Source organism: Nocardia violaceofusca NBRC 14427 (assembly GCF_963869435.1).
Taxonomy (GTDB): Bacteria; Actinomycetota; Actinomycetes; order Mycobacteriales; family Mycobacteriaceae; genus Nocardia; species Nocardia aobensis.
Genome location: NZ_CAWMPM010000038.1, coordinates 58,244 through 77,430, shown reverse-complemented (window position 1 = coordinate 77,430; position 19,187 = coordinate 58,244). Strand labels below are relative to the sequence as shown.

The window sequence follows — 19,187 nt, the reverse complement described above, 5'->3', positions numbered from 1 at the left end:
CGTCGCCGTTACGCCCGTTCGAGCAGCGCCAGACACTCCACATGGTGTGTTGCGGGAAAGGCGTCGAACGCGCGCAGTTCACGCACCCGGTACCCCGCCTCGTGGTAGAGACCCACGTCGCGGGCGAAAGCGGCTGGGTCGCAACCGATATGAACGATGCGCGCGGGCGCGGCGGCAGTGAGCGGGGTGACGACCTGTTTTCCGGCGCCCGCACGGGGCGGGTCGAGGACGACGACCTGCGGGGCGCGGTCCTGGGTGGCGATCCAGCGTTCCACCCGATCGGCATGCAGATCGACGGCGGGGAGATCGCGCAGCGCGGCGGCGCCGTCCGCGACCGCCGAGCGGGCGGATTCGACGCCGAACACCGATCCGCGTGGTCCCGCCTGCTCGGCCAGCCGGGCCGCGAAAACCCCTACGCCGCAATACAAGTCCCAGGCAGTGGAGCCGGGATCGAGATCCGCCCAGTCGGCCACCACATCGGAATAACGTTGCGCCGCATCGCGATGCGGCTGCCAGAACCCGGTCGCCGAGACGTCCCAACGGCGGCCCGCCACGTATTGGACGGCCCGTCCGCTGCCGGACATCACCCGCTCGCGGCGGCGGGCATGGGCCGCGGCACGGCGGGCGGCGGTGGCACGACGGTCGCCCCCTCGGCGCGGCGGCGTGGCCGGCGGGGCGAGTTCCACCACATGCCGCATACCGTCGGCGTCCACCGCGATCACCAGTTCCGCACCGGGCGTCCACCTGCTCTCGGCGATGCCGTCCACCGCACCCGAAACCGGTTGCGGGCAGCGCAGATCCGCGATCACCTCACTACTGCGATGACGATGCACACCCGCCCGGCCTTCGACGTCCACCACCAACCGGACGCGGGTCCGCCACCCGGTTTCGGGCATTTCACCGGATCGCTCGGGAGCCGCTCCCCCCACGGGCGTCTCGTCGCCGAGGCCGAGCGGCAGCGGTTCCACCACGATGTCGGTGTCCCAGTGGGCGAGGCGCTGCAACTGCTCGCGCACCACCGCCGCCTTCAGTCCACGCTGGGCTTCGGGGGTGGCGAAGGCGAAATCGCAGCAGCCGGCGCCGCCGGGACCGGAGACCGGGCAGTTCGGCGCCACGCGGTCCGGGGAAGGCTCCAGGATCTCGATGGCCTCGGCGCGGCAGAACGAGCCGCCGCGGTCCTCGGTCACCCGGGCTCGCACCAGCTCACCGGGCAGACCGTGACGGACGAACAGCACCCGGCCCTCGTGCCGGGCGACACAGAAACCACCGTGGCCGGGTGGTCCCAGCCGCACCTGCAGTGTGCGTCCGGACCAGTCCGGCCCGGCACTCACGAACGATCCTCGTAGCCGCGGCGAACCGCGCCGGGTGCGTTGACCACTTCGGGACGGCGCGCCTTGGCCGACGAACTCAACTGCCACGGCACACTCGTCACCATCACACCCGGCTCGAACAGCAGCCGGCCCTTGAGCCGCAGCGCACTCTGGTTGTGCAGCAACTGCTCCCACCAATGGCCGACCACGTATTCGGGGATGAACACCGTCACCACGTCGCGCGGCGAATCCTTGCGCACCCGCTTGACGTAATCCACCACGGGCTTGGTGATTTCACGGTAGGGCGATTCGATCACCTTGAGCGGCACCGGAATATCGCTGTCGGCCCACTCCCGCACCAGCGCCCGGGTGTCGGGTTCGTCGACGTTGACGGTGACCGCCTCCAACGTGTCCGGCCGGGTGGCCCGGGCATAGGCGAGCGCGCGGCGCGTCGGCAGATGCAGTTTCGACACCAGCACGATCGAATGGGTGCGGCTGGGCAGCACCCCGGTGAACTCCTGTTCCTCGAGTTCGCGCCCGACCGTGTCGTAGTGGCGGCGGATCAGCCGCATCAGGCCGAAGATCGCGGCCATGGTGACGATCGCGATCCAGGCGCCGGCGAGGAACTTCGTGATGAGCACGATGATCAGCACGGCGCCGGTCATGGTCAGGCCGATCGCGTTGATCACCCGCGAGCGCAGCATCCGCCGGCGCACCGCCGGATCGGTTTCGGTGCGCAGCAGCCGCGTCCAGTGCCGCAGCATGCCGGTCTGGCTCAGCACGAACGAGACGAACACGCCGACGATGTAGAGCTGGATCAGCCGGGTCACCTCGGCGCCGAACAGCACCACGAACGCGATCGCGGCGCCGGACAGGAACAGGATGCCGTTGCTGAACGCCAGCCGGTCGCCGCGGGTGTGCAACTGCCGGGGCAGGAACCGGTCCTGCGCGAGAATCGAGCCGAGCACCGGGAAGCCGTTGAACGCGGTGTTCGCGGCCAGCACCAGGATCAGCGCGGTGACGATGGTGATGTAGAAGAAGCCGGCCGGAAAGCCGGAGAAGATCGAGTCGGCGAGCTGCGCGATGAGCGTCTTCTGCTCGTAGCCCGGTGGCGCGCCCACCAGATCCGCCTTGTCCGCGGCGAAGACGACGCCCAGTTTGCGCGCCATGAGGATGATCCCCATCAACAGGGTGATCGCGATGGCGCCGAGCATCAGCAGTGTGGTGGCGGCGTTGCGGGATTTCGGTTTGCGGAAGGCCGGCACGCCGTTGCTGATCGCCTCCACACCGGTCAGCGCCGCACATCCGGAGGAGAACGCCCGCGCTATCAGGAAGGCGAAGGCGATGCCCTGCAGATGCGACTCGTTGCCGTTGAGGCTGAATCCGGACGATTCGGCATGCAGATCGTCGCCGAAGACGAAGATCCGCACCACGCCCCAGGCCAGCATCAGGAAGACACCGATCATGAAGCCGTAGGTGGGAATCGAGAACGCGGTGCCCGATTCCCGCACGCCGCGCAGATTCACCGCGGTCAGCAGCACGATCGCCGCCACCGCGAACAGCACTTTGTGGGTGGCCACGAACGGCACGGCGGAACCGATGTTCGACGCGGCCGAGGAAATGGAGACCGCGACGGTGAGCACATAGTCGACGAGCAGCGCGCTGCCCACGGTGAGCCCGGCCATCGGGCCGAGATTGACGGTGGCGACCTCGTAGTCGCCGCCACCGGACGGATAGGCGTGCACGTTCTGGCGATAACTGGCGACCACGACCGCCATCACGGCCGCCACCGCCAGCCCGATCCACGGCGTATAGACGTAGGCGGACAGGCCGGCCGTGGAGAGCACGAGGAAGATCTCCTCGGGCGCGTACGCCACCGACGACAGGGCGTCGGAGGCGAAGACGGGCAGCGCGATCCGCTTGGGCAGCAGGGTATGTCCCAGGGAATCGCTACGGAAAGGGCGGCCGACCACCATACGCTTGACGGCCGTCGTCAACTTGGACACTCGGCACAGCATAAGGGCACGGCCTCGAGGGGCATAGCGGGCGGTTCACTCGCGTTTCGGTGCCGGCGAATGGGGGAACGTGCTGCGGGGAACCGTCAACGGGTACGGTTCCCCCGAGAGGGAACCAGACCGCACACCACGGTTTTCGGCGGAATTGGGGTTGACACGGTGTACGTAGTGATCATGGGGTGCGGCCGAGTCGGCTCCGCATTGGCGCGCGCCCTGGTCCGGATCGGCCATGAGGTAGCCGTGATCGACCGGGATCCGGGCGCATTCCTGCGCCTGGGCAAGGATTTTCCCGGTGAGCGGGTCACCGGCGTCGGCTTCGATCGTGGAGTGCTGACCCGCGCGGGCATCGAGCGCGCCGGGGCGTTCGCCGCGGTGTCCAACGGCGACAACTCCAACATCATCTCCGCGCGCGTCGCCCGCGAGACCTTCGGCGTCGAACGGGTGGTGGCCCGCATCTACGACGCCAAACGCGCGGCGGTCTACGAGCGGCTCGGCATCCCGACCATCGCCACCGTGCCGTGGACCACCGACCGGTTCCTGCGCACACTCACCGGCGACGAAACCACCGCCACCTGGCGCGATCCCACCGGCACCGGCTCGGTCACCGAACTCGTCCTGCACGAGGACTGGTACGGGCGTACCGTGCGTGATCTGGAGGATGCGGTGCCGGTGCGGGTGGCCTTCCTGGTCCGCTTCGGGCAGGCACTGCTGCCCACCAGCAAAACGGTGCTGCAGGCCGACGACGCGGTCTACATCGCCGCCGTCTCCGACAAGGTCGGCGAGGCCGTCGCCGTCGCCGCCACCGCACCGTCGAGCGAGGACAAGTCGTGAACGTAGTGATCGCGGGAGCAGGCGCTGTCGGCCGCTCCATCGCCCAGGAATTGCTGCGGGGCGGGCATCGGGTGACCCTGCTCGAGCGGCGGCTCGACCACATCGACCCGACGGTCGCGCCCTCGGCCACCTGGATGCACGGCGACGCATGCGAACTCGAACTGCTCGAGGAAGCGGGCCTGCAGGACTACGAGGTGGTGATCGCGGCCACCGGCGACGACAAGGCGAATCTCGTGTTCAGCCTGCTCGCCAAGACCGAATTCGGGGTGCGCCGGGTGGTCGCGCGCGTCAACGATCCGCGCAACGAATGGCTGTTCGACGGTTCCTGGGGTGTGGACGTCGCCGTCTCGACACCGCGGCTGCTGGCCTCGCTGGCCGAGGAGGCGGTCTCGGTCGGCGACCTGGTCCGGCTGATGACGCTGCGTCAGGGCCAGGCGAATCTGGTCGAGATCACCCTGCCCACCGATACCGCGCTGGCCGGTCGCGCGGTCCGCACGCTCTCGCTGCCCCGCGACGTCGCCCTGGTGACGATCCTGCGCGGCGGCCGGGTGATCGTCCCGCAGCCCGACGATCCGCTGGAGGGCGAGGACGAGCTGCTGTTCGTGTCCACGGTGGAGGCCGAGGACGAACTGCGCCGCAGCCTGGCCACGGAACCGGCGGGCGCGGCGCCCACCGGCGCGCAGCCGCACACCTCGATCTGAGCTTCGCTCAAGCGCTTTCGGGGACGAGTTGCGCGCGCAGTTTGGTCAGCGCGCGATGCTGCATCACCCGGACCACGCCGGGACTCGTGCCGATCGCCTCGGCGGTCTGCGCGGCCGTCCAGCCGAGCACGATCCGCATCACCAGCACCTCGCGATGGGCGGGCGCGAGGATCTTCATCAGCTCGCGCGTGGCCTGGCGGCGCTCCAGATTGAGCGCCAGCTCCTCGGGTCCCGGTGCGGTGGAGGCGCTGTCGGGGAATTCGGCCACCGGATAGGACGGGTGCTGCTGGGCGCGGCGGAACGCGTCGGCCACCTTGTTCGCGGAGATGCCGTAGACGAAGGCCAGAAACGACTTTCCCTGATCGCGGTAGCGAGGAATCGCGGTGACGGTCGCGATGCAGATCTCCTGCGCGATGTCGTCGGCGGTGACGTGCGGATTGTTACTGCTTCCGACGCGCGCGGCGCAATAGCGGCGTACCAGGGGATGCACGATGCGGATGATCTCGGTGACCGCGCGCTGATCGCCCGCGGCGGCCGGCCCGATCAGGCGGTCCAGTTCGGCGGCGGCGCGGCGGCTGTCGGAACCCACGGGCGCCGATCTCGGTGACCGCACCCCCGCACCCTTCGCCGGACCGAGTGCCGTCACCGTGTTGTTCTCGGTATCCACCGGGGATCCTCTCGCCGATCGCTACTGACAAACACGATCGTGCGCCGAATCCGGTTCGCGGAATAGATACCCCAGGGGTGGGTTCACCCCACCCCATCGTTGTATGCCCCCAGAATCGGGGGCACAAGCCGACTTCGAGTCGGTTCGGTCCGCCGGTCGAACGTCCGGCGCGTTACTCGGTGGCCGAGGAGACCGGCATATGGCCGGCGCGGCGCACCGCCCACACCGTGACCAGCAGGGCGACCGCGGTCAAGGGCCAGCCCATCGCGATGCGGGCGGCGGCCAGCCAGCCGGTGCTGTCGGTGTCGTAGAAGTGGTTCTGCACCAGATAGCGGGCGCCGAAGACGACCACCCACACCACCGTGGCCAGATCGTAGAGTCGCATCGCGCGCCGATCCGAACGCCAGCTGTGGCCGTGGCCGTTGAGCACTCCCCAGATCACCCCGGCCAGCGGCCAGCGCACCAGCAGCGACACCAGGAAGACTCCGGCGTAGACCAGGCTCGCCCAGATACCGAAGAGGAAGTATCCCTTCGCCGCGCCGGTGCGGTGGGCGATGAAGGCACAGACCGCGACCCCGATGAATCCGGATATCGCGGGCTGGATCGGCGAACGGCGGATCAGCCGCCAGACCAGGACACCGGCGGCGGTGGCCAGCGCCGTCCAGATGGCGGCCGTCAGACCCCACAGCGTGTTCGCGGGGACGAACACCACCACCGGCAGCGTGGAATAGATCAGTCCGCTGATACCGCCGAGTTGCTCGAGCAGCGTCTGCTGGATCTCTTCCTCGCGGTCCTCGCCGGTGTAGGCATGGCCGTCCTCGCCGGCGGCCGGATGCCGGGCCGGGGATTCGCCGTCGGACTCACGCAGGCGGTGACGGCCGCGCCCCGCAACGGGGTTCGCGCGGAGTCCGGCCACGGCGGCCGGGTCGGCGCCCTCGTCGTTGTGGGGTATCGGCATACGTCAGGAATTCTCGCGGAGTTCGTAGTAGGGGTTGTACATCACCTTGTCGCCATCGCGTTCACCGATGCGACCACGGACCAGGATACGGCGTCCCGATTCGACACCGGGTATGCGGCGCCTGCCGATCCACACCAGTGTCACCGCATCCGTGCCGTCGAAGAATTCGGCCTCCACCGAAGCGCTGGCCGACTTCGGACACGCCTCCACACTGCGCAATCGCCCCAGCATGGTGACCTCTTCGCCACGTCGGCATTCCGCCGCCCTGCACGCGCCCGACGCTTCGGAGGTCTCCGCCAGCTCCTCCGCATCGAGGACGTCGAGATCGGCCGTCAGACGACGCCCCAGACGCCGGAAATAACCGCTGTCGGGTCCCACCTTGCCCGTGGCACCGGAACCCGCCTTGTTTCCGCCTGTGAAAGGCATCTTGCAACACTTCCTGCACTACAGACGGCGTGGGTCACACGTCGTCGGTTTCCCACACGACCGGCTGATGGGCCGTACACCGCCACTGTAGATGCACCCGGACACCCTCGCTACGGGAGCCCGGTACCACCGAGACGGCGCTGACCGCACCGTTTGCTGGGTTCCCCGCCGATCCGCGCGCGAACCCTCGGATTCGAGTGGTCGAGAACACGTTTTCCGAGCCTCGCGAGGCGGGCTCGGCCGGCTTACCGGCTAGGCTGCGGCCCGTGTCAGAGCTACCCCGTTCCGGCGGCCCGCGCCCGGCTGTCGTCGTCGCCCTGCCGGGGACCGGATCCGACGCCGACTTCGCCCGGCGCGCGTTCGAACCCGCCTGTGCCGCAATCGATCTGCCGTTCGTCGCGGTGGAACCGGATCCGCGGGCCGTGGTCGCGAGCTGCCGGGCGGCGCTCGACGAGGCGGCCCGCACCGGGCCGGTGCTCGCCGCGGGGATCTCGCTGGGCGCCGCGATCGCGGTGGAATGGGCCGCCGCCCACCCGGAATCGGCGGTCGGTGTGGTCGCGGCCCTGCCGGCGTGGACCGGCTCCGACATCACCGGGTGCCCGGCGGCCCTGAGCGCGGCGACCACGGCGGCTCAGCTGCGCGCCGACGGCCTGGAGCCGGTGATCGAACGGATGCGGGCGGGCAGCCCGGCCTGGCTGGGACGGGCGCTGACCCAGTCGTGGCGCACCCACTGGCCCGATCTGCCGTGGGCACTGGAAGAGGCCGCCACCTATACCTGGCCGGACACGAAACTGCTTGCGGCACTGCGGGTTCCGACCGCGATCGTGGGCGCGATCGATGATCCGGTGCATCCGCTGACCGTCGCCGAACAGTGGTACGAGCTGATCCCGCAGGCGCGCATCCACCGCATCACCCTCGACGAACTCGGCGCCGATCCGGGGATTCTCGGTGCCCGGGGCATCCCCGGCCTGATCGCGCCCCGACAGCAGGCGTGACGGCCGCCGGGCGCCCGCACTACCGCGGGCGCCCGGCGCCGATCAGTTGCGACCGAGTTGCTGCATCGCCGAACCTTCGGCGCCGCGGCGCGGTCCCTGCTGTTCGGCGGTGACCACGGGGAAGGTGCCCGTCGCGGCCGCCTCGGCCGCGGCCGCCTGCGCGGCCAGCGCCTGCTGCTGCGCCTCGACCTGCTGCTGATGCGCGGCGATCAACTGGTCGGCGAGTTCCTGCGGCAGCACCACCGGCAGCGGTTCCCGCACCGGCATCGGCTCGTCGCCGCGACGCACGACGGTTTCGGCGAGGATCGCGCGGGCCGCCTCGACCAGCGGGCCGCCCTCGTCGGCGGCGCCCGACGGCCCCGCCGCCACCAGCCGGACCATCCAGCGATAGCCGTCGACGCCGATGAAACGCAGATCGGCGCCCTCGGTCACCGCGTGCAGTTCGCGGCCCCACGGCCCGGTCTGCACCGAGACCTGCGCGCCGTCGGCCCGCAGCGATTCCGCCAGGTCCGCGGCGACGGTTCGCCACTGCCCCGGCGACTTCGGTGCCGCGTAGGCGGCCACGGTGAGACGTCCGTGCGGGGTCGCCAGATGGACCGCCTGCGGCGTGCCGTCCGGCGTCATCTCCACCTGCAACTGACCGCCGTCGGGGACCGGGAGCAGCACCGAACCCAGATCGAGATGCTGATCGGAGATCTCGGCGAGGATCTCGGACACCTCTTCATAATCGAAGGGGCCGGTCCGCGGCGCGGAATCCTCGGTCTGGCCGTCCTCGTCGTCATAGTCGTCGGCGTCGTACTCGTCGTCGTAGTCGGAGTAGTCAGCATCGGAGTAGTCGGCATCGGAGTAGTCGGCGTGGTACTCGTCGGCGCCGTGATCGAGGGGTTCGGCGTCGTAGCCGTCGTCCTCGGCGTACGCCTCCGCACCGGCATAGGCGGAACCGTCCGCGTAGCCGGGCGTTCCGGCGGGCTCCTCGGCGTAGGCATCGGCGTAACCGGGAGTCTCGGCGTACGCGTCGCCCGGGTGTGCCGCGGCCGGCTGCCGGTAGGGGTCGGCAGCGGCGAAACCGCCTGTGGCCGGGCCGGATTCGGCGGGATCGTAGCCGTGGTCGGCGTAGGGGTGCGGCACCGCCGCACGCGGCTGCGCGGGCTCGCGATAGCCGGCGTCGACATCCGCGGGACGATGGCGCCCCCGCTGCGGATGGCCGTAGTCGGCGTCGCCGGAATCCGGGCGCTGGTGCGCGGGCACCACGGGGTGCCGGCCGGTAGCCGTCGGCGCGGGCGCCCCCATCGGCTCCTGCCTGCGCCGCGGCGGAGGCGGAGCTCCTGGCGGCGGGCTCGCCGGAGCCGGCCTCCCGCCCGGCAGCGAACCCGGACCCGGCGCCGGACGTCCCGGGCCGGGACCAGCGGGAAGGCGTGGGACCGAGCCCGTCGGGGGGCCTGCCGAGTTCGGGCCGGGCGGAATCCGCCGGACCGCTCCCGTCACCGGCCCTACCGGTCCGGGCGCCGCGCCGGGAAGCCGCGGCACCGCACCCGTGCCTTCCGGCCCCGGAGGATTGCGCCACGTCGGGCCCGTACCGGCCGACGGGCCGGGAATACGCGGCACCGCACCGGTGTCGCGCGGTCCGCCGGGAATCCGCGGCGTGGCCCCCGTGCCGGCCGGACCACCCGGAATCCGCGGCGTCGCACCGGTTCCCGCCGGACCGCCGGGAACGCGCCGGGTCGCACCGCTACCGATCGGGCCGCCGGGGACACGCGGGGTCGCACCGGTGCCGGCCGGGCCGGGAATACGCGGCATCGCGCCCGTACCCGCCGGGCCGTCGGGTACGCGCGGGATCGCACCCGTGCCGCCCGCGTGCCGCGGAGGCAGCGGGCCGGGCGGAATCCGTGGAATGGGCCCGGTGTCGTCCATATCTCCGTGCGCCGGCGGCAGATCCGGCCGCGGTCCGCCCGGCGCTCGCCGCGGCGGACGGACCGGCACTTCACCGTGCGACGGAGTACCGGGGCGCGCCGGAACTCGCGCGTGCGTGCCCGTCTCGTACGGGTCCGGTCGCGCGCCGGGATACGGCGGAGGCACCGGTCGGCCGGGCGACCCGTATCCGGGCGGAGTCATCTCGGGGTCCGGCTCCGCGCGGCCGTGCCGCCCCCCGGTGCGCCCGCGCGGGTACTCCGGCTCGGAATAGCCGGTGGCGTAGCCGGATTCGCCGTACTCTCCCCCGTCCCCCAGATCCGGTGCCCGGTGGGTCCCGGTCCGGTAGCCGCCCTCGGCGTATCCCTCGCCGTAATAGGAATCGCCGTAGTCGGTGTCGTCCCGCTCGGAGTCATGATCGGATCGATGATCTCCACGGCCGAACATGTTCATACCTCCCCTCCGGCGCGGCCCACCCCGCCGGATTGCGGCGACAGACTGTGGTGTCCGCCGCTCGACCCGTAACCGCCTGCGCCGCGCGATGTCTCGTCGAGCTGGTCGACCTCCACGAAATCCACCAGTTCCACACGCTGCACCAGCAATTGTGCGATCCGATCGCCGCGACGCAACTGAATCGCCGTACGCGGGTCGTGATTGATCAGGCAGACCTTGATCTCACCCCGGTAGCCGGCATCGACCGTGCCGGGCGTGTTGACGACGGACAGCCCCGTCTTGGCGGCCAGTCCCGACCGGGGATGAATGAGGCCGACGGTGCCCACCGGCAACGCGACGGCGATGCCGGTACCGACGAGCACCCGCTCGCCAGGCTCCAGGATGACGTCTTCGGTGGTGCACAAATCCACTCCGGCATCGCCCGGGTGCGCACGCGTGGGCACCGGGACGCCGGGATCGAGCCGCAGCAGAGGTATGGGTGCATTTCCGGTCACGTCCAGCGAGCCTACGCGTCCGGCGGCCGGGCCGTGGGAGCGCCGGGCCCCGATGTGGCGGCAACGATCGACGGCGGTCGCGGACCGCGCGCAGCGGCTCCCGCCGACAGCGAATATGTCGGCCTGACCTAGCATGATGTGGTGTCCGACCAGTCCCCCGCAGTACCTCCCCACGAGTCTCCGGCGCGCGCGCACGCCGACGCCCCCGCCCCGGTCTACTCCGAACGGCTGTGGGTCCCGCTGTGGTGGTGGCCGGTGGCGCTGGCGGTGACCGGCCTGCTTGCCGCCGAAATCCACATGGGCGCGCCGGGGATCCGGGCGTGGCTGCCGTACGTGCTGCTGTTCCCGGTACCCGTCTGGGCGTTGGTATGGATGAGCCGCCATCGCGTGGAGGTGGCGCCGGATGCCGACGGCATCCTCGAATTGCGCGCGGACCGGGCCCACCTACCGGTAACGTATGTATCCCGGGCGGTGGCGGTGCCGGCCAGCGCGAAGAGCGCGGCGCTGGGTCGTCAGCTCGACCCGGCCGCGTTCGTCCAGCATCGTCCGTGGATCGGGCCGATGGTCCTGCTCGTCCTCGACGATCCGGACGACCCCGCTCCGTACTGGCTGATCAGCACGCGTAAACCCGAACAGGTGCTGGCCGCGCTCGGCGTACCGAGCGCGGGCTGACGGGACCTGCCGGGCTGTTTGTCGTCGTTTCTTCTGCTACCCGCGGAACGAATCCGCTGCGGCCGCACGGACCCGCTCAGGCAGCGCAATCCATGCAGATCATCTGCCCGCCGGCCTCGCTGGCGAGTCTGCTGCGGTGATGAACCAGGAAGCAGCTCGAGCAGGTGAACTCGTCGGCCTGTTTCGGGATCACCCGGACCGAGAGCACCTCCTCGGACAGATCCGCGCCGGGAAGCTCGAACGACTCCGCGGTATCGGATTCGTCGATATCCACGACGGCGGACGCGGCCTCGTTGCGACGAGCCTTCAGCTCCTCGAGCGAGTCCTCCGACACTTCATCGGATTCACTGCGCCTAGGTGCGTCATAGTCGGTTGCCATGTCGTCTTCCCCTCGTCCTTACTCCGTATATCCCGGACCGGCTCCGCCGAACGTCGATCCCTGTCGGAATCGCCCGGCGATGCCGCCCCGCCGTGGTGTACGTCACGTGTACACCGCTCGCCGCCCGGCCGGATCACCCTGACCCATACCGGATCGCGCTCGGTCAACGCAGGACATGCCCTGGTTGTTCCCGAAATCGCTTCCCTGATTCACATCAGCCGATTCGTATCGGGCCGCCAGACAATAGCGGACGCCGGGGCAAAAGTCGCAATCAAAACTCGAGCGAGTCGAAACCGACGGGTAATCGTCACTGCGACCGCACGGGTGTGGCGATACGCCACCGCTTCGTGCCCGGCGGTTCCCTGGCCCGTGACCCGATCGCGATCCCCGCGGCTCCGCCGATCGTTACGATCCCGATATCCGCCGCGGCCGCAACTGCCGATTTCCACCGCGGCGGTAGCCACTTTCCCGCTGTCCCGGTAGCCCCTGTTCCCGCGATGCCGCCCCGCGAATCGGCGCGCAGGTGTCCGCGTGCGCGACCGCGGCCCGCCAACTCGTAAGGTGTGCGTGTGGTTTCACTGATCACCGAAGGCAGCGCGGTCGACAACAAGGGCCGTCCGTTCCTGCGGCGCCGCTACCAGCCGTGGGTCGCACTCATCGCGGTTCTCGCCCTCATCTGCGCAATCGTGTGGATCAAGGCACTGACCACCGCCGACACCGCCCATACCGCGATGGCCTGCAATTCGCCGGCCCCCGCGGCGTCGGATCCGAACGCCCCGCAGCCCGCGCCGCTGGGCGAGGTGGTCTCCCCGTCGCGGCTGCACGATGTGGAGCCGGCGCCGCTGGCTCAGGCGAAGGTGCGCGTGCTCAACGGTTCCGGCCAGCGCGGCCTGGCCGAGCACATCGCGTCGAAACTCGGTGACTACGGCTTCGCCAGCCCGCCGGCCCCGGTCTTCGGCAACGATCCGGTCTACCTGAGCGGCGACCTGGTGTGCACCGGTCAGATCCGCTACGGCGTGAGCGGGCGCCCCGCCGCGGCCGCGGTCCAGCTCGTCGCGCCGTGCGCCGAGCTGATCGAGGACCAGCGCACCGACGACACGGTCGACCTGGCCCTGGGCACGCTGTTCGGCAACGATCTGCAGCCGAGCACCGATGCCGAGGAAGTGCTGCGCGCCCTGAAGAACCCGGCCCCGAACGGCCCGGACGTCGATTCGGCGCTGCTGCAGGCCGCCCGCACCGCCCGCTGCTGAGCCGCGCTCACTCCTCCGGGATGGGGGCGGCGATACCGAGCCGGTCGAAGAGTTCGGCGAGCTCATCAGCGATGCCCGCGGCGGCGGCCACGGTCAGCGCCCCCTGCGCACCGGTGGAGTCCGCCCCGGGCAGCCGCAGCACCGCGCCCGCCTCGGCCGCGATCAGCGCGCCGGCGGCCCAGTCCCAGGGATTGAGGCCGTGCTCGTAGTGGGCGTCCACGCGGCCCGCCGCCACCATGCACAGGTCGAGGGCCGCCGAGCCGATCCGGCGGATGTCGCGGACTTTCGGCAGCAACCGCGCCACCAGTTCGCCCTGCCTTTCCCGCCGCGCCGCTCCGTAGCCGAAGCCGGTGGCCACCAGGGCCAGCCGCACCGAGTCGATATCGTTGCAGCGCAATGCGATCGGCTCGCCGTCGCGGCCGGACACGGTGGCGCCCGCGCCCAGTCCGGCGCTGTAGGTGAGCTCCCGGGCCACGTCGACGACCGCACCGGCCAGGGAGCGGCCACCGCGCATCGCGGCCACCGATACCGCATAGGCCGGGATGCCGTACACGAAGTTGACCGTGCCGTCGATCGGATCGACCACCCACACGATCTCGCCGGCGGCGCCGAGGCTGCCGCCGCCCTCCTCGCCGAGGACCGTCTCCCCCGGGCGGGCCTCTTCCAGCAGCGAGCGGATCAGCCGCTCGGTTTCCGTGTCGACCACGGTGACGGGATCGGTGGGCGTCGATTTGGTACGGACCGAGCCGCCCCCGGTCCGCCCCGGGCCGAAGACCTCGGGACGGCGGCGGCGGACGTGTGCGGCCGCGGTCTCGGCCAGATAGACTGAGACACGGCGTAATTCGGCGATTTCGGCAGGATCGAGGACGGGCGCTTCCGCGATATCGGCGGGTGAATTCGTCTCGGGCACGGTTTCCATCCGACCACAGATCCGCCCGGACTCGCATCTGCGCGGTCGCAGCCGTGGGCGCGTCGCGCGGTGTAACGTGCCGCTGGCACCTTCATCGGCCTAGACCACAGGGAACGAGGAGTTCGCGATGTCCGCTCGGGGGCAAGCATTCGGTATCGATATCGGGGGCAGCGGGGTGAAGGGCGCGGTCGTCGACCTCGCCACCGGCGACCTCGCCCACGAACGGATCAAGATCTCCACGCCCCACCCGGCCACCCCCAACGCCATCGCCGAAACCGTCGCCAAACTCGTCACCCAGGCCGACTGGGACGGCCCGGTCGGCCTCACCCTGCCCAGCGTCGTGGTCAACGGCATCGCCCGCACCGCCGCCAACATCGACAAGAGCTGGATCGACACCGACGCGCGTCAGCTGTTCTCGCTGGCGCTGGGCGGACGCGAGGTCGTGGTGCTCAACGACGCCGACGCGGCGGGCCTGGCCGAGGACCGCTACGGCGCGGCCCGCAACATCGACGGCCTGGTGATGCTGCTGACCTTCGGCACCGGCATCGGCTCGGCGCTGCTGAACCACGGCGTCCTGGTTCCCAACACCGAGCTGGGCCACATCGAGGTGCACGGCAAGGAGGCCGAACATCGGGCCGCGTCGTCGGTGAAGGAACGAAAGAATCTGTCGTACAAGGAGTGGGCCGCCGAGGTGACCAAGGTGCTGGTCACCCTGGAGGACCTGTTCTGGCCGACGGTGTTCGTCGCCGGCGGCGGGATCAGCCGCGATGCCGAGCATTGGATCCCGTTGCTGGCCAATCGGACTCCGGTCGCGGCCGCCCATCTGCGCAATACCGCGGGTATCGTGGGCGCCGCGATGGCCGTGGATAGCGGTATCGCGCCGTGAGCACTCGTTGCCGATAGTTACAATGGAACGAGACCGGCGGTGAGCCGGAAAACAACCCCGGCACGTAGAGCCGGGTTCAACCCCGACAGAACCGCTCCGCCGGATGATTACTCTGGCGTGACGCCGCACGAGACCGTCACGAAAGGGCGTACGTGGTAGCCACGAATACCCGACAGACCGCCGAATCGGCCGAAGCTGCCGACTCCGCAGAAGGCACCGCAGCACGGCCGGTCCGCAAGGCTGCCGCGAAGAAGGCCCCGGCCAAGAAGGTCGCCGCGAAGAAGGCCCCCGCCAAGAAGGCGGGAGCCAAGGCTGCGAAGAAAGCGCCCGCCAAGAAGGCCACCACCAAGAAGGCGGCCCCCGGCGCGGACAACGAATCCGACGAACACCTCGAGGACGAGTCGCTGGAACTCGACGATCTCGGTGATCTGGAGGTCTCCGAGGACGATCTGAGCGAGGACGGCGAAGATCTGGTCGAAGAGACCGCCGAGGACGAAGAGGCCGAAGCCGAGGACGAGGAAGCCGACGAGCCCTCGGAGAAGGACAAGGCCTCCGGCGACTTCGTCTGGGACGAAGAGGAATCCGAGGCTCTGCGCCAGGCCCGCAAGGACGCCGAACTCACCGCCTCCGCGGACTCGGTGCGCGCCTACCTCAAGCAGATCGGCAAGGTCGCGCTGCTCAACGCGGAGGAGGAGGTCGAACTCGCCAAGCGGATCGAGGCCGGTCTCTACGCCACCGAGAAGCTGCGCGAATTCGCCGACAAGGGCGAGAAGCTGCCGGTGGCCACCCGCCGCGATCTGCAGTGGATCATGCGCGACGGCAATCGGGCCAAGAACCACCTGCTCGAGGCCAACCTGCGTCTGGTCGTCTCGCTGGCCAAGCGCTACACCGGCCGCGGCATGGCGTTCCTGGACCTGATCCAGGAGGGCAACCTGGGTCTGATCCGCGCGGTGGAGAAGTTCGACTACACCAAGGGCTACAAGTTCTCCACGTACGCCACCTGGTGGATCCGGCAGGCCATCACCCGCGCGATGGCCGACCAGGCCCGCACCATTCGTATTCCGGTGCACATGGTCGAGGTCATCAACAAGCTGGGCCGCATCCAGCGCGAGCTGCTGCAGGACCTGGGCCGCGAGCCCACGCCCGAAGAGCTCGCCAAGGAAATGGACATCACGCCGGAGAAGGTCCTCGAGATCCAGCAGTACGCGCGTGAGCCCATCTCGCTGGACCAGACCATCGGCGACGAGGGTGATTCCCAGCTCGGCGACTTCATCGAGGACTCCGAGGCGGTCGTCGCGGTCGACGCGGTGAGTTTCACGCTGCTGCAGGATCAGCTGCAGTCGGTGCTGGAGACGCTGTCCGAGCGGGAGGCGGGCGTGGTCCGGCTGCGCTTCGGCCTCACCGACGGCCAGCCGCGCACCCTCGACGAGATCGGCCAGGTCTACGGGGTCACCCGTGAGCGCATCCGCCAGATCGAGTCGAAGACCATGAGCAAGCTGCGCCACCCCAGCCGCTCCCAGGTGCTGCGCGACTACCTGGACTGATATCTACGCCACCGACGATGCCGCCGAGGTTCCGCCTCGGCGGCATCGTCGTTATGTCCGGCGTATCGCCGCGACGGCCCCATAGGGTGGGCTGTCGTGGATCAGTTGGTGTTGGTTTTCGTGCTGGCGTTCGCGACGATCCTGGCGCAGCCGCTGGGCCGGCGCATCGGTTTGGCGCCCGCGGTGCTGATGACGGTCTTCGGACTCGTCATGGCCGTTCTGCCGTTCGTACCGAATATCGCGCTGGCGCCCGATCTCATCCTCCCGCTGGTCCTGCCGCCGCTGCTGTACGCCTCGGCCCGGCGCACCTCCTGGCAGCAGTTCGCGTCCAACGCGGGTGCGATCCTGTTGCGCGCGGTCGGCCTGGTGGTGGCCACCGCGGCCGCGGTCGCCGCGATCTTCCACGTCTGGTATCCGGCGCTGCCGGTGGGCACGGCGTTCGCACTGGGCGCGGTGGTGGCGCCGCCGGATCCGGTGGCGGTGAGCGCGATGGCGGACCGGCTGGGCCTGCCGCGGCGGCTGGTGGCGGTGCTCGAAGGTGAGGGTCTGTTCAACGACGTGACCGCGGTGGTGATCTACGACGTCGCGGTGCACGCGGTGGTGACCGGGCAATTCTCGGCTTGGCGGACGGCGATCGACTTCGTGGTCTCCGCGGTGGTGGCGGTCGCGGTCGGACTCGCGCTCGGCTGGGCCGGCAGTGCCATGATGCGGCGGCTGACCGAAGCGCCGTGGCAGGTGGCCCTCGGCTTGCTGCTGCCGTTCGCCGCCTACGGGCTGGCCGAGGCCGCACACGGTTCGGCGGTGCTCGCGGTACTGGTGTGCGCGCTGTATCTCACCGATGCGGCAACGGATTTCAGCGATGTCGGCTACCGGATCGTCGGCGATTCGTTCTGGGATGTGATCGACATGCTGGTCACCGGGTTCGCCTTCGGGTTGGTAGGCCTGGAGCTGAGCACGGTGCTCGCCACTACCGGCCCGAACTGGCCGCGTCTGCTCGGCGGTGCGGCGGCGGTGGTCGGCGTGGTGGTCGGGCTGCGGCTGGTGTGGCTGCTCGCCAGTACCGGGCTGTTCCGCGGCTGGTGGCGGCGCCGGCGCGTGGACGAGCCCTACACCTGGCGCGAAACCGTGGTCACCTGGTGGGCCGGCATGCGCGGGGTGGTGACCGTCGCGCTGGCGCTGGCCTTGCCGCTGTCCACCGATTCGGGGGCGGACTTCCCCGGCCGCACCGAGGTCTTGTTCATCGCGTTCGTCGTCGTGCTGTTCACACTGCTGCTGCAGGGGCCCACGTTGCCCTGGGTGGCCCGCTGGACCGGAGTGAAGGCCGATACCGAGGTCGAACGGGCCATGGAGCGGCGGTTGTGGACGCGGATCCTGCGCGCGGAACTTGCCCGGCTGGAGGAGATCGCCGACAACGAGGATCTGCCCGACGAGGTGTATCAGCGGCTGCGCGACACCGTGGAACGCCGGTTGATGCGCGCCGATCCGGAAGCGGCGGAGGCCGCCGACGGCAGCAAGGCCGTCGAGCACGCCATGCGATTGACCGGCAAGTTGCGCACGATCAGCAACGACGTCCTCGACGCCGGGCGCGGTGAAGCCCTGGCGGCCCGGCGCGAACCGGGAATGCCGCCGGATCTGGTGGATCGGGTGATGCGCCGATTGGATCTGCGCCCGCCGCCGCTGCTGTGAGATTGCGGGGACCCCGGCGCGGTCGAGTCCCCTGAACACGTAGCGGCGATCGGCGGTCGGTAGGGCGAACCGCCGATGCGAACTGGGCTCGAGCTCCGGCAAACATCAGCTATTTTCCAGGACTAACGTTCGGGAAATTTACTACCTGCGAGTATATCGCTAATGTGCGGACGGTCACCGGCATGGGGATGCGGTGACGCACTTTCGGCAAGGAGTCCGCATGCTTCAGATCGACCAGTTCACCTACGGGTGGTTGACACCCGCACTGGCCTACCTCATGTCCGTCATCGGTTCGTTGCTCGCGCTGCGCTGCATGGTGCGCGCGCGAGCCAACCCCGGGCACCGCGGATGGATCGTCACCGCGGCGATCGCCCTGGGCGGCACGGGCGTCTGGGTGATGCACTTCATCGCGATGCTGGGTTTCTCGGTCCGCGGGGCGACCATTCGCTACAACATCCCGATCACGTTGATCAGCGCCGCGATCGCGGTGGTCGTGGTGTGGATCGGCCTGTCGCTGGTGAGCCGCCGGCAGGGCGACACCTCGGCCCTGCTGACCGGCGGAGCGGTCACCGGACTGGGGGTGGCCGCGATGCACTACGCCGGCATGTACGCGATGAAGACCGATGTCGCGATGCACTACGACCCCTGGCCGGTCATCGTCTCCATCGTGATCGCGGTGGTGGCGGCGACCGCGGCGCTGTGGTTCGCGCTGCACGTGGAGGGGCTGCCCGCCACCATCGTTTCGGCGATGATCATGGGCGTCGCGGTCTGCGGCATGCACTACACCGGTATGTACGCCATGCAGGCCCATATGGCCGACCACATGCAGGCACCGTCGGGCGCCCAGGCCAACGAGTTGCTGACCCCGCTGATCATCGGCGTGAGCATGGTGACGCTGCTGCTGTTCCTGCAGGTCGGCATCACCGATATCCACGAACCGGATCTGTCGCGTATCCGTGGGCAGCGCGCGAGCCGGTACTGGCCGAGCAGCGCCGAGTCCGGAGGCCGAGCGGCCGAGCCGTTCGCCCGCGAGGAGTACCCCGCCGACGAGACGCATCGGCACCGTCGATAACGACCGCGGTCGTGAACCCCGCGCAATCCG

Annotated in this window: 17 protein-coding genes and 1 pseudogene; 9 read left to right on the top strand and 9 right to left on the bottom strand. The window is 69.9% G+C overall.

Annotated elements, in window-relative coordinates; translation table 11 throughout:
• Positions 1–8: 8 nt before the first annotated feature.
• Positions 9–1,331, bottom strand: coding sequence for a class I SAM-dependent RNA methyltransferase (locus tag AC5592_RS28710; protein WP_063066022.1), 1,323 nt, complete (start codon positions 1,329–1,331; stop codon positions 9–11).
• The gene (locus tag AC5592_RS28705) at positions 1,328–3,316 is read right to left on the bottom strand and encodes an APC family permease (protein WP_063066039.1); all 1,989 of its coding nucleotides are present in this window, start codon (positions 3,314–3,316) and stop codon (positions 1,328–1,330) included. Before AC5592_RS28705 ends, AC5592_RS28710 begins: the two co-directional genes overlap by 4 nt.
• Positions 3,317–3,484: 168 nt before the next feature.
• On the opposite strand from AC5592_RS28705, the gene AC5592_RS28700 reads away from it, so the two are divergent.
• Entirely contained in the window at positions 3,485–4,156 is a 672-nt protein-coding gene (locus tag AC5592_RS28700; RefSeq protein WP_063066021.1) for a potassium channel family protein, read from the top strand.
• Positions 4,153–4,857, top strand: a complete 705-nt coding sequence (locus AC5592_RS28695) for a potassium channel family protein (RefSeq protein WP_036503010.1) — start codon at positions 4,153–4,155, stop codon at positions 4,855–4,857. Before AC5592_RS28700 ends, AC5592_RS28695 begins: the two co-directional genes overlap by 4 nt.
• A 7-nt stretch (positions 4,858–4,864) precedes the next feature.
• Here AC5592_RS28695 and AC5592_RS28690 read toward each other — a convergent pair whose 3' ends face one another.
• From AC5592_RS28690 to AC5592_RS28680, 3 genes are all read right to left on the bottom strand, one after another.
• Positions 4,865–5,524: a sigma-70 family RNA polymerase sigma factor gene (locus AC5592_RS28690; RefSeq protein ID WP_306304679.1), complete on the bottom strand. Its 660-nt coding sequence runs from the start codon at positions 5,522–5,524 to the stop codon at positions 4,865–4,867.
• A gap of 172 nt (positions 5,525–5,696) precedes the next feature.
• On the bottom strand, positions 5,697–6,482 hold the full coding sequence (locus tag AC5592_RS28685; RefSeq protein WP_084507341.1) for a DUF3159 domain-containing protein: 786 nt from the start codon (positions 6,480–6,482) through the stop codon (positions 5,697–5,699).
• Positions 6,483–6,485: 3 nt separating this feature from the next.
• Positions 6,486–6,908 (bottom strand): OB-fold nucleic acid binding domain-containing protein, encoded by a 423-nt coding sequence (locus AC5592_RS28680; RefSeq protein ID WP_083870851.1) that lies wholly within the window; start codon positions 6,906–6,908, stop codon positions 6,486–6,488.
• A gap of 266 nt (positions 6,909–7,174) precedes the next feature.
• On the opposite strand from AC5592_RS28680, the gene AC5592_RS28675 reads away from it, so the two are divergent.
• The gene (locus AC5592_RS28675; RefSeq protein ID WP_063066020.1) at positions 7,175–7,903 is read left to right on the top strand and encodes an alpha/beta fold hydrolase; all 729 of its coding nucleotides are present in this window, start codon (positions 7,175–7,177) and stop codon (positions 7,901–7,903) included.
• A 42-nt stretch (positions 7,904–7,945) separates the two neighbouring features.
• Here AC5592_RS28675 and AC5592_RS28670 read toward each other — a convergent pair.
• A pseudogene (locus AC5592_RS28670) lies at positions 7,946–8,749 on the bottom strand (DUF3710 domain-containing protein); the annotation flags it as partial.
• 1,511 nt (positions 8,750–10,260) lie between these two features.
• Positions 10,261–10,758 carry a dUTP diphosphatase gene (gene dut / locus AC5592_RS28665; RefSeq protein WP_036503081.1) on the bottom strand — a complete coding sequence of 166 codons (498 nt, stop codon included), beginning with the start codon at positions 10,756–10,758 and terminating at the stop codon, positions 10,261–10,263.
• Positions 10,759–10,986: 228 nt separating this feature from the next.
• Between dut and AC5592_RS28660 the strand changes: the two genes are divergently transcribed.
• Positions 10,987–11,430: a DUF3093 domain-containing protein gene (locus AC5592_RS28660; RefSeq protein WP_063066038.1), complete on the top strand. Its 444-nt coding sequence runs from the start codon at positions 10,987–10,989 to the stop codon at positions 11,428–11,430.
• Between the two features lie 76 nt (positions 11,431–11,506).
• Here AC5592_RS28660 and AC5592_RS28655 read toward each other — a convergent pair whose 3' ends face one another.
• On the bottom strand, positions 11,507–11,809 hold the full coding sequence (locus AC5592_RS28655) for a DUF4193 domain-containing protein (protein ID WP_025351469.1): 303 nt from the start codon (positions 11,807–11,809) through the stop codon (positions 11,507–11,509).
• 569 nt (positions 11,810–12,378) lie between these two features.
• On the opposite strand from AC5592_RS28655, the gene cei reads away from it, so the two are divergent.
• Positions 12,379–13,059, top strand: a complete 681-nt coding sequence (cei, locus tag AC5592_RS28650) for an envelope integrity protein Cei (protein WP_063066037.1) — start codon at positions 12,379–12,381, stop codon at positions 13,057–13,059.
• Between the two features lie 7 nt (positions 13,060–13,066).
• Here the strand turns inward: cei and AC5592_RS28645 are convergent, their stop codons facing one another.
• Positions 13,067–13,978 carry an inositol monophosphatase family protein gene (locus AC5592_RS28645; protein ID WP_084507338.1) on the bottom strand — a complete coding sequence of 304 codons (912 nt, stop codon included), beginning with the start codon at positions 13,976–13,978 and terminating at the stop codon, positions 13,067–13,069.
• A gap of 118 nt (positions 13,979–14,096) precedes the next feature.
• Here AC5592_RS28645 and ppgK point away from each other — a divergent pair, with 118 nt between their 5' ends.
• The 4 genes from ppgK to AC5592_RS28625 all read left to right on the top strand — a co-directional run bounded on the left by ppgK (position 14,097) and on the right by AC5592_RS28625 (position 19,157).
• Positions 14,097–14,855, top strand: coding sequence for a polyphosphate--glucose phosphotransferase (gene ppgK / locus AC5592_RS28640; RefSeq protein WP_063014606.1), 759 nt, complete (start codon positions 14,097–14,099; stop codon positions 14,853–14,855).
• A gap of 152 nt (positions 14,856–15,007) precedes the next feature.
• The gene (locus AC5592_RS28635) at positions 15,008–16,399 is read left to right on the top strand and encodes an RNA polymerase sigma factor (RefSeq protein ID WP_036503057.1); all 1,392 of its coding nucleotides are present in this window, start codon (positions 15,008–15,010) and stop codon (positions 16,397–16,399) included.
• Between the two features lie 96 nt (positions 16,400–16,495).
• Positions 16,496–18,085: a Na+/H+ antiporter gene (locus AC5592_RS28630; RefSeq protein WP_063066019.1), complete on the top strand. Its 1,590-nt coding sequence runs from the start codon at positions 16,496–16,498 to the stop codon at positions 18,083–18,085.
• A 220-nt stretch (positions 18,086–18,305) separates the two neighbouring features.
• Positions 18,306–19,157: an MHYT domain-containing protein gene (locus tag AC5592_RS28625; RefSeq protein WP_083870855.1), complete on the top strand. Its 852-nt coding sequence runs from the start codon at positions 18,306–18,308 to the stop codon at positions 19,155–19,157.
• The last annotated feature ends 30 nt before the right edge of the window (positions 19,158–19,187 follow it).